The 22,414-nt window shown below is 56.1% G+C and carries 19 protein-coding genes and 2 pseudogenes; 13 read left to right on the forward strand and 8 right to left on the reverse strand.

Features of this window, described 5'->3' with window-relative positions:
- The first annotated feature begins 5 nt into the window (after positions 1-5).
- Positions 6-1,370: an oxidoreductase gene (locus ACZ1G5_RS07645; protein WP_472732270.1), complete on the forward strand. Its 1,365-nt coding sequence runs from the start codon at positions 6-8 to the stop codon at positions 1,368-1,370.
- A gap of 208 nt (positions 1,371-1,578) precedes the next feature.
- Positions 1,579-2,730 (forward strand): DVUA0089 family protein, encoded by a 1,152-nt coding sequence (locus ACZ1G5_RS07650; protein ID WP_472732271.1) that lies wholly within the window; start codon positions 1,579-1,581, stop codon positions 2,728-2,730.
- A gap of 101 nt (positions 2,731-2,831) precedes the next feature.
- Here ACZ1G5_RS07650 and ACZ1G5_RS07655 read toward each other — a convergent pair whose 3' ends face one another.
- The 6 genes from ACZ1G5_RS07655 to ACZ1G5_RS07680 all read right to left on the reverse strand — a co-directional run bounded on the left by ACZ1G5_RS07655 (position 2,832) and on the right by ACZ1G5_RS07680 (position 10,115).
- Positions 2,832-3,884, reverse strand: a complete 1,053-nt coding sequence (locus tag ACZ1G5_RS07655) for a Hint domain-containing protein (RefSeq protein ID WP_472732272.1) — start codon at positions 3,882-3,884, stop codon at positions 2,832-2,834.
- 92 nt (positions 3,885-3,976) lie between these two features.
- Positions 3,977-5,449, reverse strand: a complete 1,473-nt coding sequence (locus tag ACZ1G5_RS07660) for a peptidoglycan-binding domain-containing protein (protein ID WP_472732273.1) — start codon at positions 5,447-5,449, stop codon at positions 3,977-3,979.
- A gap of 128 nt (positions 5,450-5,577) precedes the next feature.
- A complete protein-coding gene (fdhF, locus tag ACZ1G5_RS07665) occupies positions 5,578-8,346 on the reverse strand; it encodes a formate dehydrogenase subunit alpha (protein ID WP_472732274.1) in 2,769 nt (922 codons plus the stop codon).
- A gap of 137 nt (positions 8,347-8,483) precedes the next feature.
- Complete coding sequence (locus ACZ1G5_RS07670) at positions 8,484-9,341, reverse strand: PA2778 family cysteine peptidase (RefSeq protein ID WP_472732275.1); 858 nt, start codon at positions 9,339-9,341, stop codon at positions 8,484-8,486.
- A complete protein-coding gene (locus tag ACZ1G5_RS07675; RefSeq protein ID WP_472732276.1) occupies positions 9,299-9,700 on the reverse strand; it encodes a PA2779 family protein in 402 nt (133 codons plus the stop codon). Before ACZ1G5_RS07675 ends, ACZ1G5_RS07670 begins: the two co-directional genes overlap by 43 nt.
- A 127-nt stretch (positions 9,701-9,827) precedes the next feature.
- Positions 9,828-10,115 carry a YggT family protein gene (locus tag ACZ1G5_RS07680; protein ID WP_472732277.1) on the reverse strand — a complete coding sequence of 96 codons (288 nt, stop codon included), beginning with the start codon at positions 10,113-10,115 and terminating at the stop codon, positions 9,828-9,830.
- Positions 10,116-10,252: 137 nt separating this feature from the next.
- On the opposite strand from ACZ1G5_RS07680, the gene ACZ1G5_RS07685 reads away from it, so the two are divergent.
- The 7 genes and pseudogenes from ACZ1G5_RS07685 (at position 10,253) to ACZ1G5_RS07715 (ending at position 16,618) form a co-directional block, all read left to right on the forward strand.
- Positions 10,253-10,798 carry an acyl-CoA thioesterase gene (locus ACZ1G5_RS07685; RefSeq protein WP_472734294.1) on the forward strand — a complete coding sequence of 182 codons (546 nt, stop codon included), beginning with the start codon at positions 10,253-10,255 and terminating at the stop codon, positions 10,796-10,798.
- A 66-nt stretch (positions 10,799-10,864) separates the two neighbouring features.
- The gene (locus ACZ1G5_RS07690; RefSeq protein ID WP_472732278.1) at positions 10,865-12,241 is read left to right on the forward strand and encodes an MFS transporter; all 1,377 of its coding nucleotides are present in this window, start codon (positions 10,865-10,867) and stop codon (positions 12,239-12,241) included.
- A complete protein-coding gene (gene mepA, locus ACZ1G5_RS07695) occupies positions 12,226-13,128 on the forward strand; it encodes a penicillin-insensitive murein endopeptidase (RefSeq protein WP_472732279.1) in 903 nt (300 codons plus the stop codon). Before ACZ1G5_RS07690 ends, mepA begins: the two co-directional genes overlap by 16 nt.
- Entirely contained in the window at positions 13,129-13,980 is an 852-nt protein-coding gene (locus ACZ1G5_RS07700; RefSeq protein ID WP_472732280.1) for an esterase-like activity of phytase family protein, read from the forward strand.
- 77 nt (positions 13,981-14,057) lie between these two features.
- Positions 14,058-14,699, forward strand: coding sequence for a queuosine precursor transporter (locus tag ACZ1G5_RS07705; protein ID WP_472732281.1), 642 nt, complete (start codon positions 14,058-14,060; stop codon positions 14,697-14,699).
- 312 nt (positions 14,700-15,011) lie between these two features.
- Positions 15,012-15,424, forward strand: a pseudogene (arfB, locus tag ACZ1G5_RS07710) (alternative ribosome rescue aminoacyl-tRNA hydrolase ArfB).
- A gap of 96 nt (positions 15,425-15,520) precedes the next feature.
- On the forward strand, positions 15,521-16,618 hold the full coding sequence (locus ACZ1G5_RS07715; RefSeq protein WP_472732282.1) for a GGDEF domain-containing protein: 1,098 nt from the start codon (positions 15,521-15,523) through the stop codon (positions 16,616-16,618).
- Between the two features lie 119 nt (positions 16,619-16,737).
- On the opposite strand, the gene pncB is transcribed toward ACZ1G5_RS07715, so the two are convergent.
- The gene (gene pncB, locus ACZ1G5_RS07720; protein WP_472732283.1) at positions 16,738-18,030 is read right to left on the reverse strand and encodes a nicotinate phosphoribosyltransferase; all 1,293 of its coding nucleotides are present in this window, start codon (positions 18,028-18,030) and stop codon (positions 16,738-16,740) included.
- 70 nt (positions 18,031-18,100) lie between these two features.
- Here pncB and ACZ1G5_RS07725 point away from each other — a divergent pair, with 70 nt between their 5' ends.
- The gene (locus ACZ1G5_RS07725; protein WP_472732284.1) at positions 18,101-18,637 is read left to right on the forward strand and encodes a hypothetical protein; all 537 of its coding nucleotides are present in this window, start codon (positions 18,101-18,103) and stop codon (positions 18,635-18,637) included.
- 39 nt (positions 18,638-18,676) lie between these two features.
- A complete protein-coding gene (locus ACZ1G5_RS07730) occupies positions 18,677-19,534 on the forward strand; it encodes a DMT family transporter (protein WP_472732285.1) in 858 nt (285 codons plus the stop codon).
- Here the strand turns inward: ACZ1G5_RS07730 and pncA are convergent.
- On the reverse strand, positions 19,531-20,124 hold the full coding sequence (gene pncA, locus ACZ1G5_RS07735; protein WP_472732286.1) for a bifunctional nicotinamidase/pyrazinamidase: 594 nt from the start codon (positions 20,122-20,124) through the stop codon (positions 19,531-19,533). The genes ACZ1G5_RS07730 and pncA overlap by 4 nt on opposite strands.
- Positions 20,125-20,237: 113 nt before the next feature.
- Here pncA and ACZ1G5_RS07740 point away from each other — a divergent pair, with 113 nt between their 5' ends.
- Together ACZ1G5_RS07740 and trhO are read left to right on the forward strand one after the other, a co-directional pair.
- A complete protein-coding gene (locus ACZ1G5_RS07740; protein WP_472732287.1) occupies positions 20,238-21,485 on the forward strand; it encodes an Hsp70 family protein in 1,248 nt (415 codons plus the stop codon).
- A 23-nt stretch (positions 21,486-21,508) separates the two neighbouring features.
- Positions 21,509-22,413: pseudogene (gene trhO, locus ACZ1G5_RS07745) on the forward strand (oxygen-dependent tRNA uridine(34) hydroxylase TrhO).
- Position 22,414 lies beyond the last annotated feature (1 nt).

The following is a 22,414-nucleotide window of genomic DNA, read 5'->3' on the forward strand; positions in this document are numbered from 1 at the left end:
TGCCGATGGCGCGGCCCTTTTTCGTTCACAGCAGTTCAAGAAAATTCATCGGTTATCGGCGGATTTACAAGCGGCACAGAGACAGAGTTATTGTCGGTGGCTTTATCGCCAGCGACACCGTCAACGATCCATCAACAGATGTGATTGACACTGCGGCCCTAAGCGCCAACCGTCGGGTTATGCTGTCGAACACGCAACTGTTTTCCCCTTTGACCCTGCCCTGCGGTGTCACTCTCAAGAACCGGCTTGCAAAATCTGCGATGTCGGACTCGTTGGGCGATGGGCGGGGCAATCCAACGCCCGACCAGATCAGGCTTTATGAACGCTGGGCAGAAGGCGGTTTGGCGCTGTCCATCATTGGCGAGGTGCAGGGTGATCCGCATGCGGCCGAAAAACCCGGCAACCTCGTGCTGGGGCCACAGTCTGATGATACCCTGCTGCGAGAATTGACACGACGCGCAACTGTCGGTGGATCACTTCTGTTCGCACAACTTGGTCACGCTGGTGCGATGACGCATCCTCCCATTGGCAGGCCGAGAGGGCCCAGCGCGCTGGACCTGCCGGGACTGACATGTGCAGCACTGACTTTGAATGAGATCGCAAAGCTTCCGGCGCAGTTTGCACACACCGCGCAGCGGGCCAAAGCCGTTGGATTTAGCGGTGTGCAGATCCATGCCGCTCACGGCTTTTTGCTAAGCCAATTCCTGTCACCGCTGTTCAACAAGCGCGATGATAACTATGGCGGCACCCTATCCAATCGGACCCGTCTTTTGCGCGCTACCATCACAGCAATGCGCGATGCGGTTGGCCCCGACTACCCTGTCGCAATTAAGCTGAACGCAACGGATCAACTTGAGGGCGGTTTTGGCGAAACCGAAGCCCTACAAGTCATCGCAATGCTCGATCAGACATCGGTTGATCTGATTGATATCAGCGGCGGCACCTATTTTCCGGGGGCAAAGTCAGCATCTGATAGCGCCGGTGGGGGACCGTATTTTGCACAGTTCGCCAAAGCGGCCCGGACCAAGACAACAAAGCCGATCATGATCACGGGCGGTGTGAAGGCCGCACAACAAGCCGTCAGTCTCATTCAGGATGGGTGCGCCGATGTCATTGGTGTCGCGTGCGGCTTCATTATTGATCCAGACCTGCCCAACAGGTGGCGACAAACCACAGAGGACATAAAATTCCCGCGTTTTTCTGACCCGCCAGAGGGCGGGATTACCGCATGGTACACGCAGCAGCTTGCGCGGATTGGGCAGAACATGGCAATTGACCCCAAAGCTGATCTGGAGCAGGCGGTTGCGGCCTACAACGACCGTGACGCACAGCGCATTCCAGTGTGGCATACACAGTTTGGCAAGCCCTGAAACATTTCACGCCGCGACCGCAGGCATTCGGATTGGTGATCTGTGCACAGCGTCAGCCGCAAATGGTCAGGTTTTCAGCACTTTTGAGGATCGACCCTAGCCATCACGTTCGTACTCACGTTAGGTTGCCCGCGATATTCATGCGCAAAGACAAAGGAAAGTCTCTCATGCCCCCCTGAAATTAAGAACGACAGCTTTCGCCGCATTGATGCTTGGCGTTGCAACGCCCGCACTCGCGCAGGATATCTGCGGCGGCTTTGGCAACAACGGTATTTGGATTGGCGGCGATGAAGCCACCTCTGACATCTCAACAACCGAGACCTATCAGGAACAGATGGCGCTTGTTTTGGGCGGTAATGAATATGTCTCATTGTTCACTTTGTCAGAACCGACCGACGTCAGAGTAGAGGCTGCCGGACGCGGTTCGGGCGATCCCGTCATTGACCTGATCGACAGCACGGGCGGCATCATCCTGTCGGATGACGACTCCGGTGGGAACGCGGCGTCACGCGCCGAGACGTCCCTTGACGCCGGAACATACTGCATGTCGATGCGCAGCTACGATGGCGGCCCAATGACAGCTTTCGTGCGGATCGCGCGGCAAGAGCAAGAGCCATTGACAGAAGGCGTCAGCACAGGCGGCGGCGCGCCAGACGGCAGCTGCGACGAAGCCGTACCTTTTGGTGCACTTGGCACTAGTGCTTCGGCGTCTGTCAACGACACACCGTTTTGGAGCTTTGCGCTGGAAACGGCGACACCGATTACGATCACAGCAGAAAATGAAACCGCGGATCCCGTCATCACGCTTTACGGCCCCGGCGAAGTCTATATCGACGAGAATGACGACTATGACGGGCTTAACTCGCGCCTTGATATGACAGACCCACTGGCCCCGGGCACATACTGTCTTGCTGTAACATCGCTCAGCGATGACAGCGCACCCATCAACATCAGCATCAGTGAATATGACGCCGCAGAAGCACTTCAAACGCTCTATGATCGCGGTGAAGCCGCGCCGCCACTTGATGGCAGCGTCGACGTCACCGATCTGGGCATTCTGACATCGCGTATTCGCCAAGACGTACAAGCAACCGAAGATGTCACATGGTTCAGCATCGAATTTGATGACGCGGGCCTACTTGTGGTCGAGGCCATCGCCAACGGCAACAGCGATCCGTGGTTGGTCGTCTATGACGATCTTGGCCGCGAAGTTGGACTAAGCGACGACTATGGCGACAGCCTTGATAGTTTGGTCGCCGCCCGTCTACAGGCCGGAACCTATATCATTGGCGTGCGTCAGTACGACGGCGGCCAAGGGTTCATCCGGCTGTTGGCAGAACGGTATGTTCGGGCGCAGTAAGGCGCGACTGAATTGATTGCTAGGGGCGCGCCACAAAAGGCGCGCCCTTTTTACTATGTTGGTGCGTTGTCACCGCCGCAATTGTCGCGGTCCAAACGTCGTCAGTTCAGCCGGTCCGGTAAAGCGGACAGCAATGGTTTCTTGTTTTTGCGATGACGTGCGACCAGATGTTTGATATCCGCACCCTTCCCCGGAACAAAACATGCGGGCATCGGGGTAAAGCCCGGCGCAAGGACCTCTGGGAATAGTGCTTCTATCTCTGCGCGCGCCTCCTCAGAGACCGCCTTCAGTGCCTCGGGACCTGTCAACAAACTCTCTGTTGGCGCACCATTGGAAAAGATGACTTGGTGCTGGTCAAACAAGATATGGAAATACGCGATTTCCTCGATGTCCGTTGCCACCTCAATGCCGTCCAGTTCAACCAGTTTAATGGCCGGGACCAGCACCTCATCTGTAGCAAATATGCGCGATGCGATCAACGACTTCACCAAAATACGATGCTGCGGCGACACAATGAGATCTTCAGTTGGAAGGTCACAACCAAGTGCGCCTGCTTTGATGCGTATCGGCCTCAATTTCGGATTGGCCATAAGGCCAAATGCAGTCACTTTTCGGGATCCAATCCAGCGAATGCTGTGGGCGACGCCGCCTTGCGTGAGTACCTGATCCCCAACTTCCAGACATTCGATTAGCGTTTCGGTGCCGTCATGCAGTCTGATCCGCGTCCCCGCACCAAAACAAACGATCGATGAATAGGGCAACGTGCCGTCTGAATTGAGCAACGCAAACGACCGACTGGTGCTATCGAATATCCAATCCGGCGGCGGCGACGTAAAAATGAATAGTTGTTCAACGGGGTTACCAGCAGTTTGAGAGAATACCTCTGTGACGTCGTAAATCTCTCCTGTGACATTGTTGGTAAACCGGAATATGCCCCGCGCCCTGATGGTATCCCCGACATCCAGTTCCGCCACCGCCGAAGCTATGATTTCTTGATCCCCGTTTGTCTCGCTCGAGCCGGCCTGCTCAATATCATCCAAAATATCGTCACGAAAGCCGTCATCGTCCCGTACCGTAATCGACCCGGCGGACTGCAATCCGTCGGTTCCGCCGATATCTGCGATCCGGTATACTTGAAAGGTATAGTCAGGCATCTGTCTTGCTCTCTTCTCGGGTCGGTCGAATTAGACCCGAGAATCGGTCACTTTGCCAGCGCTCTGTTATTCGTCCCCCGCAAACCGCCGCATTATCGCCCAAAGGTATCCGCAAGAAGCCGTGCCAAGGTTGGCTGGTCCAGGAACCCTGTCGCGGTCAGGCCACCCTGCGCCTGATACCTGCTGATGGCACGGCGCGTGTTGCGATCAAAACGTCCATCAACATTTCCCGGGTTAAACCCCAGTTGGGACAGCCTGTTTTCAATCAAACGCCGCAGGACCGGGTTGATGTTCAGCGCGTCTTCTCTCGCGCGCGCTGCATCATTGTTGTTTGTCTGCTCAGCGGCTTGCAACTTGCTGCGCGCCTCACCAGCAAAGATACCGTCCGGGTAGCGGTCCAGATACGCGCGGTAACCTGCTTGCGTGCCACGGGCCCCGGTTTCTTCCCAATAGTCGCGATCAAGGGCGATCGCCTGCTCGCGCGCACGTTCTTCCTCTGCCGCGATTTCGGCGGCGAGACGGCTGGCCTGTGCGTCAATCCGGTTGATCTGTTCTGTGGTTAGATAAGAAGTCTGGGCAAACCCGTTGTTCTGCTGCCAATTGCGGATGGCCCCGCGCGACCCCGGGCCAAAGATACCGTCAACGCCGCGAGTGCTAAATTCCAAGAGTGTCAGATTACGCTGAATAGCCCGGCGTTCGTTGCGGGTCAGGTTCAGTCTGTCTTCCTCGATCTCAGCCAGCCGGATCGGATCACTTTCGATCTGATCGAGCCTGCGGCGCGCTTCTTGCGCATAGGGACTGCGGGGGTTTTCAAAAATAAAGGTGCGATACCCGTCTGCGGTATTGGCCTCTTGTGCATCGTTCCATGCGCGCAAGCTTGGCTCAACTGTCGGCCTTGGTGCCGCAGACGTACGTTCTGATGTCTGCATGACCAGGCTTTGCGGCGTAAACCCGGTCGCACTCAACCGGCGAGTCTCGCGGACAAACTGCATCACATTGCCATCGGGCACGGTCAGCGCGTCGATGACCACGCCATCTGTCATGTCTGGTTCACCATAAAGAACGGTCACACCCTGTGGCACATCAAGCTGACCAACGCCCTGACGCAGATAGGCACCAATGCTATCGTCGGCATCCTGATCATAGCCAAGGATCAGAACTGCCTGTCCGGGTGTCTGCGCCAAAACATGCATGACTGTGTCGACCGATATCGCGTCATCCAGCCCAAAAGGCGACGGGCGGTTTGCGTCTTCGGCCAGAAACCAGCTGCGTGTGCCATCCGTCACAAACCGCCCCGCCAATCCGACAACCAATCGCTCAGCCGAAGTTGCATCCACAGCAAAGCGTTCAAGCAGACGCTCCATGTCGTTGGCAGATCCATTTGCCAGCGTGCTGACCGTGTATCCCGCCTCACGCAAACTATCGGCAGAGTTCAGGACATCCTGCCCATTGCTCACCCGCCGAAAGTCATCATAGCGCGACACGCCCATCAAAAGGGCGGCGTCGTCAGCCAAAGCAGGCAGGGCAATGCTGGACAAAGCAGCGATCAGGGTCAATTTACGCACGGCGCGTCTCCTTGGTTATTCACGGCAAAGGAGCAGCCGCTATGACGCCCCCAGCATCATGAATGCTAGGCCGCAGGACCGCTGCTATTCAATAGCGTGGGATAAACCAAAGGCGGATAAGCCGATTGTTACTCCGCGGCGACCTGCGCATCGGCCTTTTCGACCCGGACCGCCGCGAACTTGAACTCGGGGATCTTGCCGTAGGGATCAACGGCCGGGTTGGTCAGGATATTTGCCGCAGCCTCAACGTAGGCAAAGGGCACAAAGACCATATCAGGCGCAACCGCCCTGTCTTCGCGCGCCATGATCGTGATGCTGCCCCGCCGGGTCGACAGTTTGACCAAACCACCCGGTTCAACCCCGAGCTTTCGCAAAGTCGATGGATGTAACGAACAGTTCGCCTCTGGCTCTACCGCATCGAGCACCTTTGATCGCCGTGTCATCGACCCGGTGTGCCAATGTTCAAGTTGCCGCCCGGTCGTCATGATCATCGGATAGTCGGCGTCGGGCGCTTCATCAGGCGCGATAACACTGGCGGGTGTAAATTTGGCCCGCCCGTTTTCACGCGGGAAGCCATCACCAAACACAATCGGTTGGCCCGGATCGTCGGGTGACAGTGATGGATATGTGACCGCGTTTTGCGCCTCAAGCCGGTCCCAAGTGATGTTGCTCAGCGATTTCATGGACAGCGCCATCTCTGCAAAAACTTCGCGTGGATGTGCGTAAGTCCAGTTCAGACCCAACCGCTGGGCAAGCGCGGTTGTGATCCACCAGTCTTCTTTTGCCTCACCCGGCGGCGGCACAGCAGGGCGGCCCATCTGCACCTGACGGTTCGTGTTGGTCACCGTGCCAGACTTTTCGGCAAAGGCAGAGGCGGGCAGGATCACATCGGCAAAATTTGCCGTCTCAGTAATGAAGATATCCTGTACCACCAGATGCTTCAGCTTTGCCAAAGCATCGCGGGCATGTTCCACATCGGGGTCGGACATCGCCGGGTTTTCCCCCAGAATATACATGCCATGAATGTCACCCGCATGCACCGCGTCCAGAATTTCAGTGACCGTCAGGCCCTTGTTGGGATCAATAGACCCTTCTTGCCAAATCTCTTGAAAGGCCGACCGCACGCCATCATCACCGACCGGCTGATAATCGGGCAGGAACATCGGGATCAGGCCCGCGTCAGAGGCCCCCTGCACGTTGTTCTGCCCCCGCAACGGGTGCAAGCCTGCACCGGGGCGCCCTACTTGGCCGGTCATCAGCGCAAGGCTGATCAGGCAACGCGAATTATCGGTGCCGTGGATGTGCTGGCTGACACCCATGCCCCAGAAAATCATCGCAGCCTTGGCCCCGGCAAAAGTGCGGGCGACGTCGCGCAATGTCTCGGCGGGGATGCCGCAAATGTCTTGCATTTTCTCTGGGGTGAAATCAGCCAGATGCGCTTTCTCGGCTTCCCAGTTTTCGGTGTAGGCCTCGATATATTGGCGATCGTAAAGCTCTTCTTCCACAATCGTGTGCATAATCGCATTCAGCATCGACACATCCGCGCCGGGGCGGAATTGCAGCATGTGGGACGAGAACCGCTTGAGCGCCTGACCGCGCGGGTCCATCACGATCAGTTTGCCACCGCGTTTGGTGAATTGCTTGAAATAGGTCGCAGCCACGGGGTGGTTCTCAATCGGGTTGGCCCCAATGACGATGGCGACGTCGGCGTTTTCAATCTCGTTGAATGTCGCAGTCACAGCGCCAGAGCCGACGTTTTCCATCAGTGCTGCAACGGATGACGCATGGCACAGCCGCGTGCAGTGATCGACGTTGTTGTGACCAAATCCCTGGCGGATCAGCTTTTGGAACAAGTACGCCTCTTCATTGGTGCATTTGGCAGAACCGAAACCGGCAACACCCGTGCCGCCAATATCCTTCATGCCGCCAGCGGCGACATCCAACGCCTCTTCCCACGTGGCTTCGCGGAAATGGGTTTGCCAGTTGGCAGGGTCGACGTTCAGCCCCTTGGCCGGTGCATCCTCGCGACGGATCAGCGGCTTCGTCAGACGGTGATCGTGGTGGATGTAGTCGAACCCAAAGCGCCCTTTAACGCAAAGGCGGCCTTCGTTCGCGGGACCATTGATGCCTTCGACGAATTTGACCTTGTTGTCTTTGATCTTCAGCGACACCTGACAGCCGACGCCACAGAAAGGGCAGACGCTTTCCACCTCTTTGTCATAGTCCTTGGTGTCACCCATCTGGTTTTCGTCCGTCACCGTGGCAGGCAACAGCGCACCTGTTGGACAGGCCTGCACACATTCGCCGCAAGCCACACAGGACGAGGCACCCATCGGGTCGTCCATATCGAACACGGGGTAGGCATTGCCACCACGCTCGGCCATGCCGATGACGTCATTGACCTGCACTTCGCGGCAAGCGCGCACGCAAAGCCCGCATTGGATGCAGGCGTCAAGGTTCACCGACATCGCCACATGGCTATCATCTAGCAGTGGAATGTGATCGGGGTCTTTCTGCGGAAAACGGCTTTCGCTGACGTCTTGCGTTGCGGCCATATCCCAAAGATGTGCCGATTTATCGTGGGCGACTTCTTGGGCAGGCTGATCAGCGACTAGCAACTCCATCACCATACGGCGCGCTTGTTTCTCGCGCGGCTGATCGGTGGTCACAACCATGCCTTCGACAGGTTCCCGGATACAGCTGGCAGCCAAGGTACGCTCCCCGTCGATCGCAACCATACATGCCCGGCAATTCCCGTCCGACCGGTAGCCGGGGGCGGGTTTATGGCACAGATGTGGGATCACCAGACCGCGACCATTGGCGACCTCCCATATGGTTTCGCCGGGTGCAGCGGTGACGGTTTCACCGTTCAGCGTAAAGGTAATTTGGTCAGACATGTCTGCGACTCCGGCATTTGCTGAGGCAAACTACACCATTTGCGCGGATTTCCCGAAAGGTCATGCGCGACCGCAAGTAGCGTTTTTGCGCCATAGGGAATTTCCGATGGGTGGCAGGCGTTTCTGTTGCGGCCCATTCAGCCCGAGAGTGCGGCCTCGACAAATGCCAAGTTCGCGCGCACTTCGGGGATGTCCGGTCCCAGTTTGCGCGCCTCTCTGAGCGCGCGACGTGCACCGCGCAGATCGCCCTGAGCGTAGCGCGCATTACCAAGGCCAAATTGCCAAAGCCAGCTTTCCGGCCATTGCGCAGCACCCGTTTCATAAAGCGTTTCAGCAGCTGCAAACTGCTCCACCCGTTCCAAGGCAGCGGCGGCGGAAAGGACATCCGTTTCGGCGACGCTGACGGGCAGATCGTCGGGGGGCAGAACCACCAGTCCCCAATAATCACCGCGCGCCCATGTGCGTTCAAACACGGCGAAGGGCATCACCATTTGGTCCAATTGGCCCGAGTTGAGATAGACCTCGTCCTTGTCCAAATCGTATCCGGTGACGACGCCGTAGTGCCAGACGGGCAAGACCGCGACGCCAAGGTTTTGAAACACGATCACGGGGTGTCCGGCGGTGACCTCGGCCAACAACTGATCAAAGTCCGTGATTTCGACGGCAAGCTGGCCCAATCTACGGCTGCTACCAATCATATCGGCCAGATACGTCCCCTCAGCACCCGGGCTGAAGGCGAGTGCCGCCACGTCCTGTTGTGTGACATCCGCGCCGGCCCACTGCATGACCATTGCGATGGATGCCGGGCCGCAAAAGAAATCTTCTTGCCGGATCAACGGCACACCGACGACTTGCACGCGGGTCGGCGCGTCAAATGTCAGCTGTTCATCGGGATCAAAAGGTGCCGCACATGCCGCCAGCCAGCCAAAAGCCAGCAGGCAGCAAAAGCGCTTTAGCGCACGCAACGTGTGAAGTTGAAGACGCGGGTAAAGCACAACAGATCAGTGACCAGCAAGATGATGAAAACCGTGAACAACGTGCCCACGATATCCGCACCTGCGTTGTCGCGTTCCATCTGTGTCAGCATTGCTGCAACTTCGGCGTCGGACAGTGCGGCCAACCGTGCCTCTGCCTCAACCGGGTCAATCCCAAGTTGAACAATGCCAGCCTGCACGTCGGCGCGCTGCATTTCGTTCATCAGCGCATCGCGATTGGACAATGCCGCATACTTTGTGATCGCGGCATCGGTACCAAGCATCTCTGCCTGGGCCATCGTAACGGCCTGTGTTGCCAGAACTAGTTGTGCCGACAGCATCACCGCGACGCCTTTTTTGCTGATATTCAAGAAACCCATGTCGCTATTCCCGTCTTGGCGGCATTGTCTGCAATGCCGCGTTGCCCCAATTGGCATAGTTTTCAGGAATTTCGGTCATGACGCAACCGTTTGGCGCATCACAATCCGACAATTGGCGAAAATCGGACTATGCGAAAGCCATCATATTGTTGGTCAGGAAGATACGCAGAATTTCGATACCAACCAGAACAACAATAGGTGAAAGATCGATCCCACCAAGGTCAGGCATGAAACGACGCACACGACCATAGATCGGTTCAAGGATACGTTCCAAGCCGTACCAAACCTGGCCCACAAACTCTTGACGAATATTAAGCACTTCGAACCTGATCAACCAGCTCATGATGAAGTGGGCGATCACGAAGAACCGAATGACGCCCAGAATGAGCAGGATAGCTTGGAAAATCGTCAACATAGTCAGTAAGCCCTTCGTTTTGTCAGCTCTGACCTAAGCATTTGCGCACCTACCCACAAGCCCAAGGTTGCCGCGAGGTCAAAGTTGACGTTTACGTCAAGTAGAGCCATCTCATGACGCAAAGGAAGGCTCTGATCATGTATCCGATGGTTCGCTTAATAAAAGATTTTGTTCTGGCAAGCCGGATGCCGGCACTCGACCCGCTGGGCACGCATGTGTCGCATCATCGGTGCTGGCCCCAGGACCTCGATTACTTCATGGAAATGAACAATGGGCGTATCCTGACGATATTGGACCTTGGCCGCACGGGCCTTGCCCAACGTGTGGGGTTGCTGGGGGCTTTGCGCAAGAATCGTTGGGCGTTGACCGTCGCTGGATCGTCAGTGCGGTATCGCAAACGTATCAGACCGTTCGTCAAATTCCGCATCGTCAGCAAGGCCGTCGGCTGGAGTGAGCGTTTCTTTTATCTCGAACAAACCATCTGGATTGGCAAGGACTGCGCAGTGCAGGCGCTCTATCGCACGGCTGTGACTGACAAAAACGGGATCGTAAACCCGGCCCTTGTCTTTGCCGCCGTTGGGATGGATCAGCCATCGCCAGAAAAACCAGCGTGGGTGCAAGCATGGATTGACGCCGACAATACCCGCCCCTGGCCGCCCGAAGACGACGGGACGTCGCGATAAAGATTTCTTGCCAGCCAAGTCCTTATCTGTGTCTTATCCCGTCTAGGGATGAGCAGGAATAAGAATATGGCAGTCGCAAAGAAACGCATCTGGGGATGGATGGCCTTTGATTGGGCCTCACAGCCGTTTTACACGCTTGGCCTGACCTTCATTTTTGGCCCCTATTTTGCGGTCGTTGCGACCGAATACTTTCTCGGCACCGGCCTTGATCGCGACGCAGCTAATGCGCAATCACAGGCAGTTTGGTCCGCAGGTCAAACCATTGCAGGCATCTTAATTGCAATCACTGCGCCGTTTCTTGGCGCCTTCGCCGATAACTCTGGCCGGAAGATGCCGTGGATTGCCTTTTTCTCGGTCGTGTATGTGGTGATGTCATTTATGCTTTGGGGGCTAACGCCGGATGGATCAGCGCTGATCCTGATGCTGGTCTTTTTCTATGTTGGCTTTTTTGCCGCTGAGAGCGCGTTGAACTTTGTGAACGCGATCCTGCCGTCCCTCGGCAACGATGAGGAGGTGGGACGCATCTCTGGCTCTGGCGCTGCTTTTGGCTATTGGGGCGGTGTAACGTCGCTTTTCATCATGCTGCTGCTTTTGGCCGAAAATGATCAAGGTGTGACGCTTTTGGGAAACCCGCCCCTTTTTGGGTTGGACCCCGACATGCGCGAAGGCACCCGGTCGGTCGGTCCATTTATCGCCATTTGGTATGCAATCTTTATCATCCCGTTTTTCATGTTCGTGCGTGATGACCCAAAGGCGGAAAAGAAACCGACAAACCTTGGTGCCGTGGCGGGTGAGTTGTGGGAAACACTCCGCTCGGTGTTCCACCGCAAAAGCCTGCTAAATTTTCTTGTGGGGTCCATGTTCTACCGTGACGCACTGAACGCGCTTTATGCTTTTGGCGGTGTCTATGCGGCTTTGGTGCTGGATTGGCAGACGATCCAAATTGGCGTGTTTGGCATTATTGCGGCGATTGCCGCTGCCATCACGACATGGCTGTCAGGTCTGGCGGATTCGCGATTTGGGCCGAAGCCGGTCATCCGCATCGCTGTTTGGGTGCTCATTGGCGTGTCAGTGATCATCGTGGGCATGTCGCGCGAGGCGCTCTTTGGCGTACCGCTCGCCGAAGGGTCCAGCCTGCCGGACATCATCTTCTACATCTGTGGTGTGTGCATTGGTGGGGCCGGTGGTGCGGTTTATGCATCGTCACGCTCAATGATGGTGCGGCACACCCATCCTGACCGCCCCGCCGAAGCTTTCGGCCTTTTTGCGCTGACGGGCAAAGCGACAGCATTTCTTGCCCCAGCCTTGATTACGCTGTTCACGTTGATGACCGGTAACAATCAATTAGGGTTCCTGCCTGTAATCTTCCTTTTCCTGATTGGTCTTTTGTTGCTACGATGGGTCAATAAAGACGGAGATCGCGCAGAATGGTCCGCTTCATAATCGCAGCAGTATTTTTGGCCGGATTGGCCGCTTGTCAGACGGACGAGCCGCCGACGGCTGAAATTGTATCGCAGAATGCGGGTGACAACCGTGTCGCAAAGACGCTGTTCGGGGCGGAACCCGTCAGTTCGCCGCAACCGCCCCAACCTTTTGGTGGCTATGCCCGTGGCTGCCAGGCTGGTGCGCAGCAGCTTCCTGAAACTGGACCCACATGGCAAGCGATGCGCCTTTCGCGCAATCGCAATTGGGCACAGCCCGCCACGATCAACTATGTACGTGACCTCAGCGAATTTGCGGCAACGCAACCCGGTTGGAACGGGCTTTACATCGGTGACATGAGCCAGCCGCGCGGTGGCCCCATGCTGACCGGGCACCGCAGCCACCAGACCGGCCTTGATATTGATATCTGGATGCTACCGGCTGACAGGCTTGATCTGACGGTTGCAGAACGCGAAAGCATTTCGTCCATCTCTATGCGTCGCAACGCAGGCGCCTTTACCAACGACCGCTGGACAGCGCAGCATGAGGCCATTTTGCGCGCTGCCGCATCTGACCCGCGCACGGCCCGCATTTTTGTGTTTCCGGGTGCCAAGGTGGCCATGTGTAACTCCGCAACCGGTGATCGCAGCTGGCTGAACAAGATACGCCCGTGGTGGGGCCATCACTATCATTTTCATGTCCGGTTGAACTGCCCCGCTGGTGCGACGGGCTGCACGAACCAAGCGCCACCGCCACCTGGTGACGGCTGTGCTGACGCCCAAGGATGGGTCGATCGCATCCTGAACCCGCCACCGCCTGACCCCAATGCACCAGCGCCCGCACCGCGCGCAGAACTGACGATGGCGAACCTTCCGGGCCAATGCCTGAATGTGCTGAACGCCGAATAAGTGCTGCGATTTCTTTGTCTGATTGCCTTTTTCAGGGCCCTGCCCGTCTACGCGGAGGCCACCTTCGTTGGCAGCTACACATGGTCGGCCAACGACGAAAGGTTTGGTGGTTTTTCGGCTATTGAAGTCACGCCGGACGGCACGGGTTTCATTGCTGTGAGTGACCGCGGCCACTTTGCCCAAGGTTCGTTTGAACGGGATCAGGGCGTCATCGTTGATGCCCAACTGGTCGGGCTTCATCGCCTTTATCGCGGAAACCGCGCGCCCCTGCCCCGTGGCGAAAACGACAGCGAAGGTCTGGCGGTCGCGCCGGACGGGACGCTTTGGGTATCGTTCGAGGGGGTCCACGGCATTCGCCGGTTTGACGGCGTCAACGAGCCCGCATCGCCGCTGATGGCATCGCCGATATTCGAAGACCTGCAAGCCAACTCATCTCTCGAAGCACTTGCTGTGGGACCGGACGGGGCGCTTTACACGATGCCAGAACGGTCAGGACGCGCGACCCGGCCGTTTCCGGTCTACCGGTTGAAAGATGGCGTATGGGATCAACCCTTTGCGATCCCCCGGAGCGGACCCTACCTGATCGCAGGCGCCGATGTCGGCCCTGACGGCATGCTGTATGTTCTGGAGCGCGACTTCGCAGGGATCGGTTTTCGCAATCGGATCAGGCGCTTTGCCTTGGACGGAAGCGGCGAAGAACTAATACTGGAAACAGGCTTGCGCACGCATGATAACCTTGAAGGTATCAGTGTTTGGCAGGACGAGGACGGTCTGCGCATGACCCTGATATCAGACGACAACTTTCGCAGTTTTCAAAGCACTCAGATCGTTGAATACCGATTGACGGACTAGACCGACGGCGTTAGATCGCCCTGTCCCCGATGATCGGGGGCCAAGTGCCGCACCCTTGTCAAAACGGAAATTAACAAATGTCACGTATCCTTCCCGGCGTTCTCGCCATGGCCGCAATTGTTGTGGCGTCCAATATCCTTGTGCAATTCCTCATTCTTGATGGGCTGCTGACCTGGGGGGCGTTTACCTATCCGCTCGCGTTTCTTGTCACCGATGTGATGAACCGGGTCTATGGGCCAGGCGCGGCACGCAAGGTCGTATTCTGTGGTCTGGTCGTTGGGATCATCTGTTCGTTGATCGGCAGCCAGATCATGTTGCAGGGCGATGGGTTCGCATATCCAGCCGTTGCATTGCGCATCGCAATCGGGTCGGCGACGGCATTTTTGGTCGCGCAACTCCTAGATATCGCTGTGTTTCATCGCTTACGCGACGGATCATGGTGGAAGGCACCGTTGGGCAGCACCCTTGTCGGTTCAACCGTCGATACAGCGATCTTTTTCTCGATCGCTTTTGCCGCTGTCTTTAACGGGTTCAACCCAGCCGCCGCAGAGGAAGTCATGTGGGCGCAAGATGCAGTGCCATTCCTCAACAGCGGTCCGATGGTGCCATTGTGGGTTTCGTTGGCCGTGGCAGACTGGGGCGTCAAGCTGTCGGTTGCGCTGCTCGCGCTTGTGCCGTTCCGCTTCATTGTGACACGCTTGTTGCTGCGCGGCGCCTAAACGCCACATCAAGTATCTTTTTACTTGAAATATACCAAATCTGTGCGAACCTTCCTTCAGGCGAAACATTTGAAAGGAGGTGATCCAGTGCATCATGAGGTATTGGAGAAGTGTGTCGGGACAACTTGGGAGGATCGCAGCTAGGGCAGCCCTTGGCTGACGAATACCCAAGGTGGAGATCCTAACCGACCCACCTCCGTAATTCAGGAAAGGGCCACCCCATCGCCGGGGTGGCCCTTTTTCTTTGGCGAAATCAGCGTATGTATCGGGTACATACAGCGTACAGAATCTGTACATACACGTGGACCTACCATGCGGATCAACGATCAGATTGAACTAGCCGATTGGGAGCTGACAGAAAGCTTTGCCCGATCCTCTGGTCCGGGTGGGCAGAACGTCAACAAGGTGTCCACCGCGGTAGAATTGCGTTTTGAGGCCGCCCGATCACCAAACCTGCCTGACCATGTCAAATCCCGCCTGAAACGGTTGGCCGGGCGACGGTGGACGCAAGAAGGCGCCATTGTCTTGTTTGTTCAGGAAACGCGGAGTCAGGCCCGCAACCGTGAAATCGCCAGAAAACGTCTGGCTGAATTGATCAAACGCGCTTGCGAAAAACCCAAGCGCCGCATTCCAACCAAGCCCACCTATGGCTCTGTAAAACGGCGGTTGGCCGGGAAAAGGCGCGCAGCGAAGTGAAAGCACTCCGGGGCAAAGTAACGGACTAGAGCGAAAAAAATAAGTCGCAGAGCCCGTGGATGACTCATCGGTTGTTAAGAAATTTGGTTAATAGCTAGGGGCATTCGATCTGTGGATGCTTCGCTATGTTACAATTTCAAGTTCTACTAACCCCTGTTGTGGCCCTTTTGGGGTTAGCATTCTTGTTTAACGCAGTGCTGCGCAAATTTCATGAAACGAATAATGAACAACTTGCATTCGGGGTTTTGTTTGGCCTGGCCATCACACTTGGCATGACCAATCCTTTGACCATTGGCGAAGGTTTGATTTTTGATACACGGACTCTGTTGTTGGGGAGCGCAGTTGCGTTTGTTGGACCTGTGGCTGGTTCAATAGCCTTGGGTTTTGGCCTTGTTTGCAGATTGGTGATCGGTGGCGCAGGTACTGCTGCGGGCATCGTCGGGCTTGTCATGGCGTTTGGCCTTGCTTTGATGTGGGCCCGGTTTTTTCAACGCCGGATCAAGAACATGTTCCTCAGTGACGCGCTTTTGGGCCTTTTTATAACCCTGTCGATTTTCGGCCTGTTTGTGTTGCCGTTCGAGTTGGCACGCTCGCTTCTATTCTCCATCGCGCCCACGCTCGTGGTTTGCAATGTCCTTGGTACGGTCGCTATTGGCTGGGTGTTCCGGCGAGAAGTGAAGCACTTCGAAGCGACCAAGAAAATGCAGACCTATGCACAAACCGATGCCCTGACAAATCTGTTCAATCGGCGCGGGATGGATAGCGAAGTGGATGCTGCAAAGTTTGATCCTGAGCGTGGACATGCCCTATTTTACTTCGATATTGATAACTTCAAGTACATCAACGACACGTTCGGACATCTTGCCGGTGACGCCGCGCTTGCGATTGTGGCAGCGCGCATCGGCGAGACCATCCGTGGCGAGGCAATTTTTGCACGTCATGGTGGGGATGAATTCTCGATCTATATGCCGGGCTTGGATGCAGATGACGTGCAGTGCGTCGGTAACAGACTTTGTGCCGTCATATCAGCGCAGAAGTTCGTCCATGACAAAGACATTTTTCCGGTATCAATCAGCGTTGGTGCGTACTGGACCAAGCAGGACATGTCGTTGCAAGACATGATTGATCGCGCGGACGCGCAGCTGCTCTTGGCAAAAAGTGCTGGAAAGAACCGGGCTCAGGTTGCCTATGGAAATGATACGAACGCATCCGCCGTTGCCTGATCTAGACCGGAACACGTGTCCGCAGGGCCGCATCCGCACAACCTGATCACGCAGCGATGTTAAGGATGACGCGAATAATGACGATCTAGAATAGCGGTCGGCTGAACGGCAAGATCCGGCTAGACAACAACGTCGAGCGCATCCTGCTCTCCGACATCGAAGACCCGCTTGTAGCGCGCGATCTCATCCTTCGGACCCATTGCTTTTTTAGGGTTATCACTGAGCTTTACGGTCGGTTTGTCATTGGCGCGTACCGCTTTGCAAACCAATGAGAAAGGGGCCAGTGCGTCATCTGCAACCAACCCTTTGAAGTCATTTGTCAGCATCGTACCCCAGCCAAAGCTGACCCGGCACCGACCTTCGAATTGCCGGTGCAATTCTGAAATCTTTTCAACATCGAGCCCATCCGAAAAGATAATAAGCTTTTTGCGTGGATCCTCGCCGCGGGAGGTCCACCAGTCGATGGCGGTCTCGGCTCCGGTTGCCGGATCACCGCTATCCACGCGAATGCCCGTCCATCCAGCGAGCCAATCAGGCGCGCCTTCAAGAAAGCCCTTCGTGCCGTAGGTATCAGGCAAAATGATGCGCAAATTGCCATCATGCTCTTCCTGCCAGTCGGCCAAAACATCGTAGGGAGACTGGCGTAATTCCGCATCCGTCTGCGCCAATGCAGCGTAAACCATGGGCAATTCGTGCGCATTGGTCCCGATTGCCTCGATTTCGCGCATCATCGCAATCCGGCAATTCGACGTCCCGGTGAAATTCCTGCCCAAACCTTCCATCATCGCCTGCACACACCAGTCCTGCCAAAGATAGGAATGACGGCGCCGGGTTCCGAAATCCGCAACGCGCAGATCTGCAATAGGTTTCAGATGATCGACCTTTTCCCATAACTTGGTCATCGCGCGCGCATAGAGCACCTGAAGCTCGAATTTGCCCATATCCTTGAGAACGGCACGGCTGCGCAACTCCATGATCACGGCAAGCGCTGGAATTTCCCATAACATGACTTCCGGCCATGACCCCTCGAATGTCAGTTCATATTGCCCATCTTTCTTTTCAAGGTGGTATGGTGGCAACTGCAGGTTCTCGAACCATTCCATAAAGGCCGGCGTGAACATCTGCCTCTTGCCATAAAACGTATTGCCGCGCAGCCACGTGCTTTCGCCACGCGTCAGCCTGAGCGACCGAATATGATCAAGCTGTTCGCGCAACTCGCCTTCGTCAACCAGCTCTGCCAACCGAATGGTTTTGGTCCGATTGATCAGCGAAAACGTCACCTGTGTATCGGGATGATTGCGAAACACGGACTGGCACATTAACAGTTTATAAAAGTCTGTATCAATCAACGACCGCACGATTGGGTCGATCTTCCATTTGTGGTTCCAGACCCGCGTGGCGATGTCGACCATATTCAGTTCCCCCTCTTGGCGCTTACGTGTTAGATCAAGTGGGCGCAGGGGTGGCAAGGGGGCCTTTACGATGGCATTGCGTTACGATTTTGACATGGTTTCAGTAACACCGACGGGCTTGCCAGACACATTTGATGATCTGGCAATCACAGGCCTCGACGCCGAGAAAGTCGCGATGTTTCGTGATCCGAAAACCGTTGCAGCACTTCAGCAAGCGGATGAGGCGGTTCGGGCTTTCCTCACCGATAGCGGTTTTGCATTGCAACATTTTGACAGCGGTGCGCCGCCGGGTCGTTTCGTCATAGGTGACGAGGGCGCCCGGGCCACCGTGATTGAAAGGTTGTCAGCAAACTTGGGGAGCTACAATCTTAGTGGCGCCAGTTGGGGCGGCTTTGAGTTCGAGGCCTTTATGGATGCACTATCCTCGGCTGAGCCTATTGAGGAAGAGTTGCTGGCCCCCACTGCCCAATCCCCGGGGTTTGATCGTGAGTTGATGATCGCGCGCATCGCCGCCCGAAAAAAGAAGGGCCGCAGAATGATGGCTCTGGGTGGTCTTATGCTGGGTCTGGTCCTGCTGTTCTATGTCGCCACACAAACGCTGGCATGATCTAACTGACGCAGATTTTCGGACAAGGCACCGCACAGCATGACGGCATCACCTTACTCTGCCCGTTTGGTTGGTGCCGTCTTGTTGGCGATGACACTCATTGTCGGAGGTGATGCAGCAGCAACGGTGCTGACCGGCGCCGGGTTTCCACAAACCTTTGTTGCATGGACGCGATTTGCGCTGGCGGCCGCTTTGCTTGCCCCGTTTTGTGGACTGATGCGCGCGGATCTTTCGTCATTTCGCGACTGGCGCCTCTACCTTCGGACCGGCCTGATCGTCGCGGGGATCGTCAGCATCCTGACTGCACTAAAAACCGAGCCGATGGCCAATGTCTTTGCCGGCTTTTTTGTCGGTCCGGTCGTTTCTTATTTCCTATCGGCCCTGCTATTGGGCGAGCGGATTACACCCGTCCGCACATTCCTCTTGCTGATCAGCTTTGCGGGGGTTCTGCTCGTGGTCCGCCCCGGATTTGGTATGACACCCGGCATGGGCTTTGCCATTTTGGCGGGTTGTTTTCATGGCGCATATCTTGTCGCGACACGCTGGCTCGCCAGTGGCTTCCGTCCCCGCTTTTTGCTGTTTTCGCAGCTGATCATCGGGGCCATCTTGCTGTTCCCTTTTGCCTTCGCGCCGGTTCCTGAAATGTCACTGCCTATTGTGGGGCTGATCACGATCTCGGCTTTGGGCTCGGCGGGGGGCAACCTGTTACTGGTGCTGGTGAACAGGACGACCCCGGCAGGCGTTATCGCGCCTCTTATTTACAGCCAGCTTCTTGCCGCGATGCTGATTGGGTGGGCCGTCTTTGGACAGTGGCCCGATGGGACGAGCCTTTTGGGTCTGGCCATCATTATGATCGCTGGCGTGTCATCGGTCTGGTTCGCAGGCAAAGGCCGTTAGATCAGCGTCACCCCCGCCGCCGCCATACCTGTCTTGGCCGCGTCGAGCGATCCATCAAAGTCAATCGCCCGGCACAGTGCCAGATCAACAATCACAGAAAACCCCAGCTTTGCGGCGTCAACGGCCGAGTAGTTGACACAAAAATCGGTCGCCAAACCAACCAGCGTCAGCTGATTGATCCCGCGTGTCCGCAGATACCCTTCCAGCCCGGTGGGCGTCGTTTTATCATTTTCAAAGAACGCTGAATAACTATCAATCGCCGGATTGTAGCCTTTGCGGATCATCATGTCGGCACGATCAACATTCAGGTCAGCATGGAACGCGGCGCCGTTGGTGCCCTGAATACAGTGATCCGGCCAGAGCACTTGCGGACCATAGGGCATCTCTATCATGCTCATCGGTTCTGCATCATGGCTGGTGGCGAAAGATGAATGTCCTGCGGGGTGCCAATCCTGCGTCAGAATAACGGCATCAAAGTCAGCCATTGCCGCATTGATCCCCGGCACAATGTCCGCGCCCTCTGCCACAGCCAAGGCACCGTCTGGGCAAAAATCATTCTGCACATCGATTACAAGCAAAGCACGGGTCATGGCGTTTTCCTTCGTGGGTGGTTTCACTCAGTTTGCAGGGACCGACTGGGGGTTGCAAGCCGCGGTTGGATTTCATATCAGCCGCGTCTTTGGTTCAGGATAGGCAGGCTGACATGGCGATATTGGGGATCGACTTTGGCACCTCAAACACGGCGGCGGGGGTCATGAAAAACGGTGAACCGCATTTGATTTCGGTTGAACCGGGGCAGACGACACTGCCAACATCGGTATTCTTTGACTATGATCGCAAGGAAACCACCTATGGTTCGGTTGCGAATGCGGCCCTGATTGATGGTCGCGAAGGGCGATTCATGCGGGCGCTGAAATCAGTGTTGGGCACACCGCTGATGCGTGAAAAACGCCAGATCGCATACGAACGTCTGACCTTGATCGAAGTTGTCGCAAGGTTCCTAGAGATGCTACGCGAACGGTCCGAAGCCGAAACAGGCATATCGTTTGATGTTGCTTTGTCCGGGCGTCCGGTCCGGTTCCATTCGACCGACGAAAACCGCAACGCCCAAGCCGAAATTGATCTGCGCGAGGCCTATATGGTGGCTGGCTATCGCGATGTCGCATTCATGTACGAACCCGAAGCCGCCGCATTGGCCAGTGGTCCCTTGGCCAAGGGTGATCTGGGTCTTGTCGTTGATATCGGGGGTGGAACGTCCGATTTTTCTGTCTTTGGCCGTGATAGAGCCACCACACAGATCATCGCCAGTCACGGTGTCCGCGTGGGCGGTACGGACTTTGATCGCGCGATCAGCATTGCGAATATCATGCCACTTCTTGGACGCGGCGCTGAAGTGCGCAATGCGCTCGGACCGGGACGGCATGTTGCGCCCAACGCGATTTTCAACGACCTGGCCACATGGCAGAAGATTCCATTTGTCTATACGCAGCAAAACCGACTGATGGCCGCAGACTTTGTGAAATTGGGCCTGAACCCGGCATTGTTTAACCGGTTGAAAACAGTGCTTGAGATGGAACTTGGCCACGATATCGCCTTTGCCGTTGAGGGCGGCAAGATCGAGATCAACCAGCCACATGCCACAACAGCCGCCATCGACTTGAGCGTCATCGAACCCCGATTGGCGGCAGATATCACGAAGGCCGCAATGAACGCTGTCTTGGCCGACTATGCAGCACAAGTCGCTACCTGCGCGAATGAAACCCTTGAAATGGCGCAAGTGAACCCTGACCGCATTGCTAAAATCGTCTTTGTCGGAGGGTCCAGTCTTTTGCATATCGTCGAGGACGTCATGGTCCGGACTTTCCCCAATGCGCGCCTCGAACGTGCGGAAGCCTTTACCGCCGTGGCCGACGGTTTGGCGATTGCGGCCAACCGCGACTTGCCCCGCTGAAATTTGCGGCGTATTTGACGCTTATGTTTACCGTCGCTGCCCTCTATCACTTTACCCGATTTGATGATCCATCACGCCTGCAAGTACCACTTCAGGACCTATGCAAAGCGCAGGGGATCACGGGTACACTTTTGCTGGCCGGCGAAGGTATCAATGGAACAATCGCCGGTCGTCGCCCCGGTATTGATGCAGTGATCCAACATATTCGTACGCTCCCCGGCTGTGCCGATTTGGAGTGGAAGGAAAGCACGGCAACGACCCCCCGTTTCACCGCATGAAAGTGCGGCTGAAAAAGGAAATCGTGACGATGGGCCAACCGGATGTTGACCCGGTTGCGCGCGTGGGCAACTACGTTGACCCCGCCGAATGGAACGACCTGATCAGCGCACCGGATGTGGCCGTGATCGACACGCGCAATGACTACGAGGTCGCTATTGGCACCTTCGACGGTGCAATCGACCCATCCACGAAAAGCTTTGGTGAGTTTCCCGCTTGGTGGGCCGAGAACAAGCACCGGTTCCACAACAAAAAGATTGCGATGTTCTGCACTGGTGGCATTCGTTGCGAAAAATCCACGAACTACCTAATGGGCCAAGGGGTCGAGGATGTGTATCACCTCAGGGGCGGTATTCTGAAATATCTCGAAGAGGTGCCACAAGAAGACAGCAAATGGGATGGAGAGTGCTTTGTCTTTGATGCCCGCGTCAGTGTCGGGCACGGTTTAAAGGAAGGGCCGCATATCCTGTGCCATGCTTGCCGTCGCCCCCTTCTTCCTGAAGATCGCGACAATCCTGCGTTTGAACAAGGCGTATCCTGTCACCAATGCATTGATGAGACGACCGAGGATGATAAAAGTCGTTTTCGTGAACGGCAAAAGCAAATGGTTCTGGCCAAGGAACGCGGCACACATCACATCGGTGGTGCATAGG

This window comes from Yoonia sp. JB2-21 (assembly GCF_055693545.1).

What these genes read in the sequence shown, in the direction of transcription:
- ACZ1G5_RS07645 (WP_472732270.1), top strand. Translation starts at nt 6, where the DNA reads ATGGCGCGGCCCTTTTTCGTTCACAGCAGTTCAAGAAAATTCATCGGT.
- ACZ1G5_RS07650 (WP_472732271.1), top strand. Translation starts at nt 1,579, where the DNA reads ATGCTTGGCGTTGCAACGCCCGCACTCGCGCAGGATATCTGCGGCGGC.
- ACZ1G5_RS07655 (WP_472732272.1), bottom strand. Translation starts at nt 3,884, where the DNA reads ATGCCTGACTATACCTTTCAAGTATACCGGATCGCAGATATCGGCGGA.
- fdhF (WP_472732274.1), bottom strand. Translation starts at nt 8,346, where the DNA reads ATGTCTGACCAAATTACCTTTACGCTGAACGGTGAAACCGTCACCGCT.
- ACZ1G5_RS07675 (WP_472732276.1), bottom strand. Translation starts at nt 9,700, where the DNA reads ATGGGTTTCTTGAATATCAGCAAAAAAGGCGTCGCGGTGATGCTGTCG.
- ACZ1G5_RS07680 (WP_472732277.1), bottom strand. Translation starts at nt 10,115, where the DNA reads ATGTTGACGATTTTCCAAGCTATCCTGCTCATTCTGGGCGTCATTCGG.
- ACZ1G5_RS07685 (WP_472734294.1), top strand. Translation starts at nt 10,253, where the DNA reads ATGTATCCGATGGTTCGCTTAATAAAAGATTTTGTTCTGGCAAGCCGG.
- ACZ1G5_RS07690 (WP_472732278.1), top strand. Translation starts at nt 10,865, where the DNA reads ATGGCAGTCGCAAAGAAACGCATCTGGGGATGGATGGCCTTTGATTGG.
- mepA (WP_472732279.1), top strand. Translation starts at nt 12,226, where the DNA reads ATGGTCCGCTTCATAATCGCAGCAGTATTTTTGGCCGGATTGGCCGCT.
- ACZ1G5_RS07705 (WP_472732281.1), top strand. Translation starts at nt 14,058, where the DNA reads ATGTCACGTATCCTTCCCGGCGTTCTCGCCATGGCCGCAATTGTTGTG.
- ACZ1G5_RS07715 (WP_472732282.1), top strand. Translation starts at nt 15,521, where the DNA reads ATGTTACAATTTCAAGTTCTACTAACCCCTGTTGTGGCCCTTTTGGGG.
- pncB (WP_472732283.1), bottom strand. Translation starts at nt 18,030, where the DNA reads ATGGTCGACATCGCCACGCGGGTCTGGAACCACAAATGGAAGATCGAC.
- ACZ1G5_RS07725 (WP_472732284.1), top strand. Translation starts at nt 18,101, where the DNA reads ATGGCATTGCGTTACGATTTTGACATGGTTTCAGTAACACCGACGGGC.
- ACZ1G5_RS07730 (WP_472732285.1), top strand. Translation starts at nt 18,677, where the DNA reads ATGACGGCATCACCTTACTCTGCCCGTTTGGTTGGTGCCGTCTTGTTG.
- pncA (WP_472732286.1), bottom strand. Translation starts at nt 20,124, where the DNA reads ATGACCCGTGCTTTGCTTGTAATCGATGTGCAGAATGATTTTTGCCCA.
- ACZ1G5_RS07740 (WP_472732287.1), top strand. Translation starts at nt 20,238, where the DNA reads ATGGCGATATTGGGGATCGACTTTGGCACCTCAAACACGGCGGCGGGG.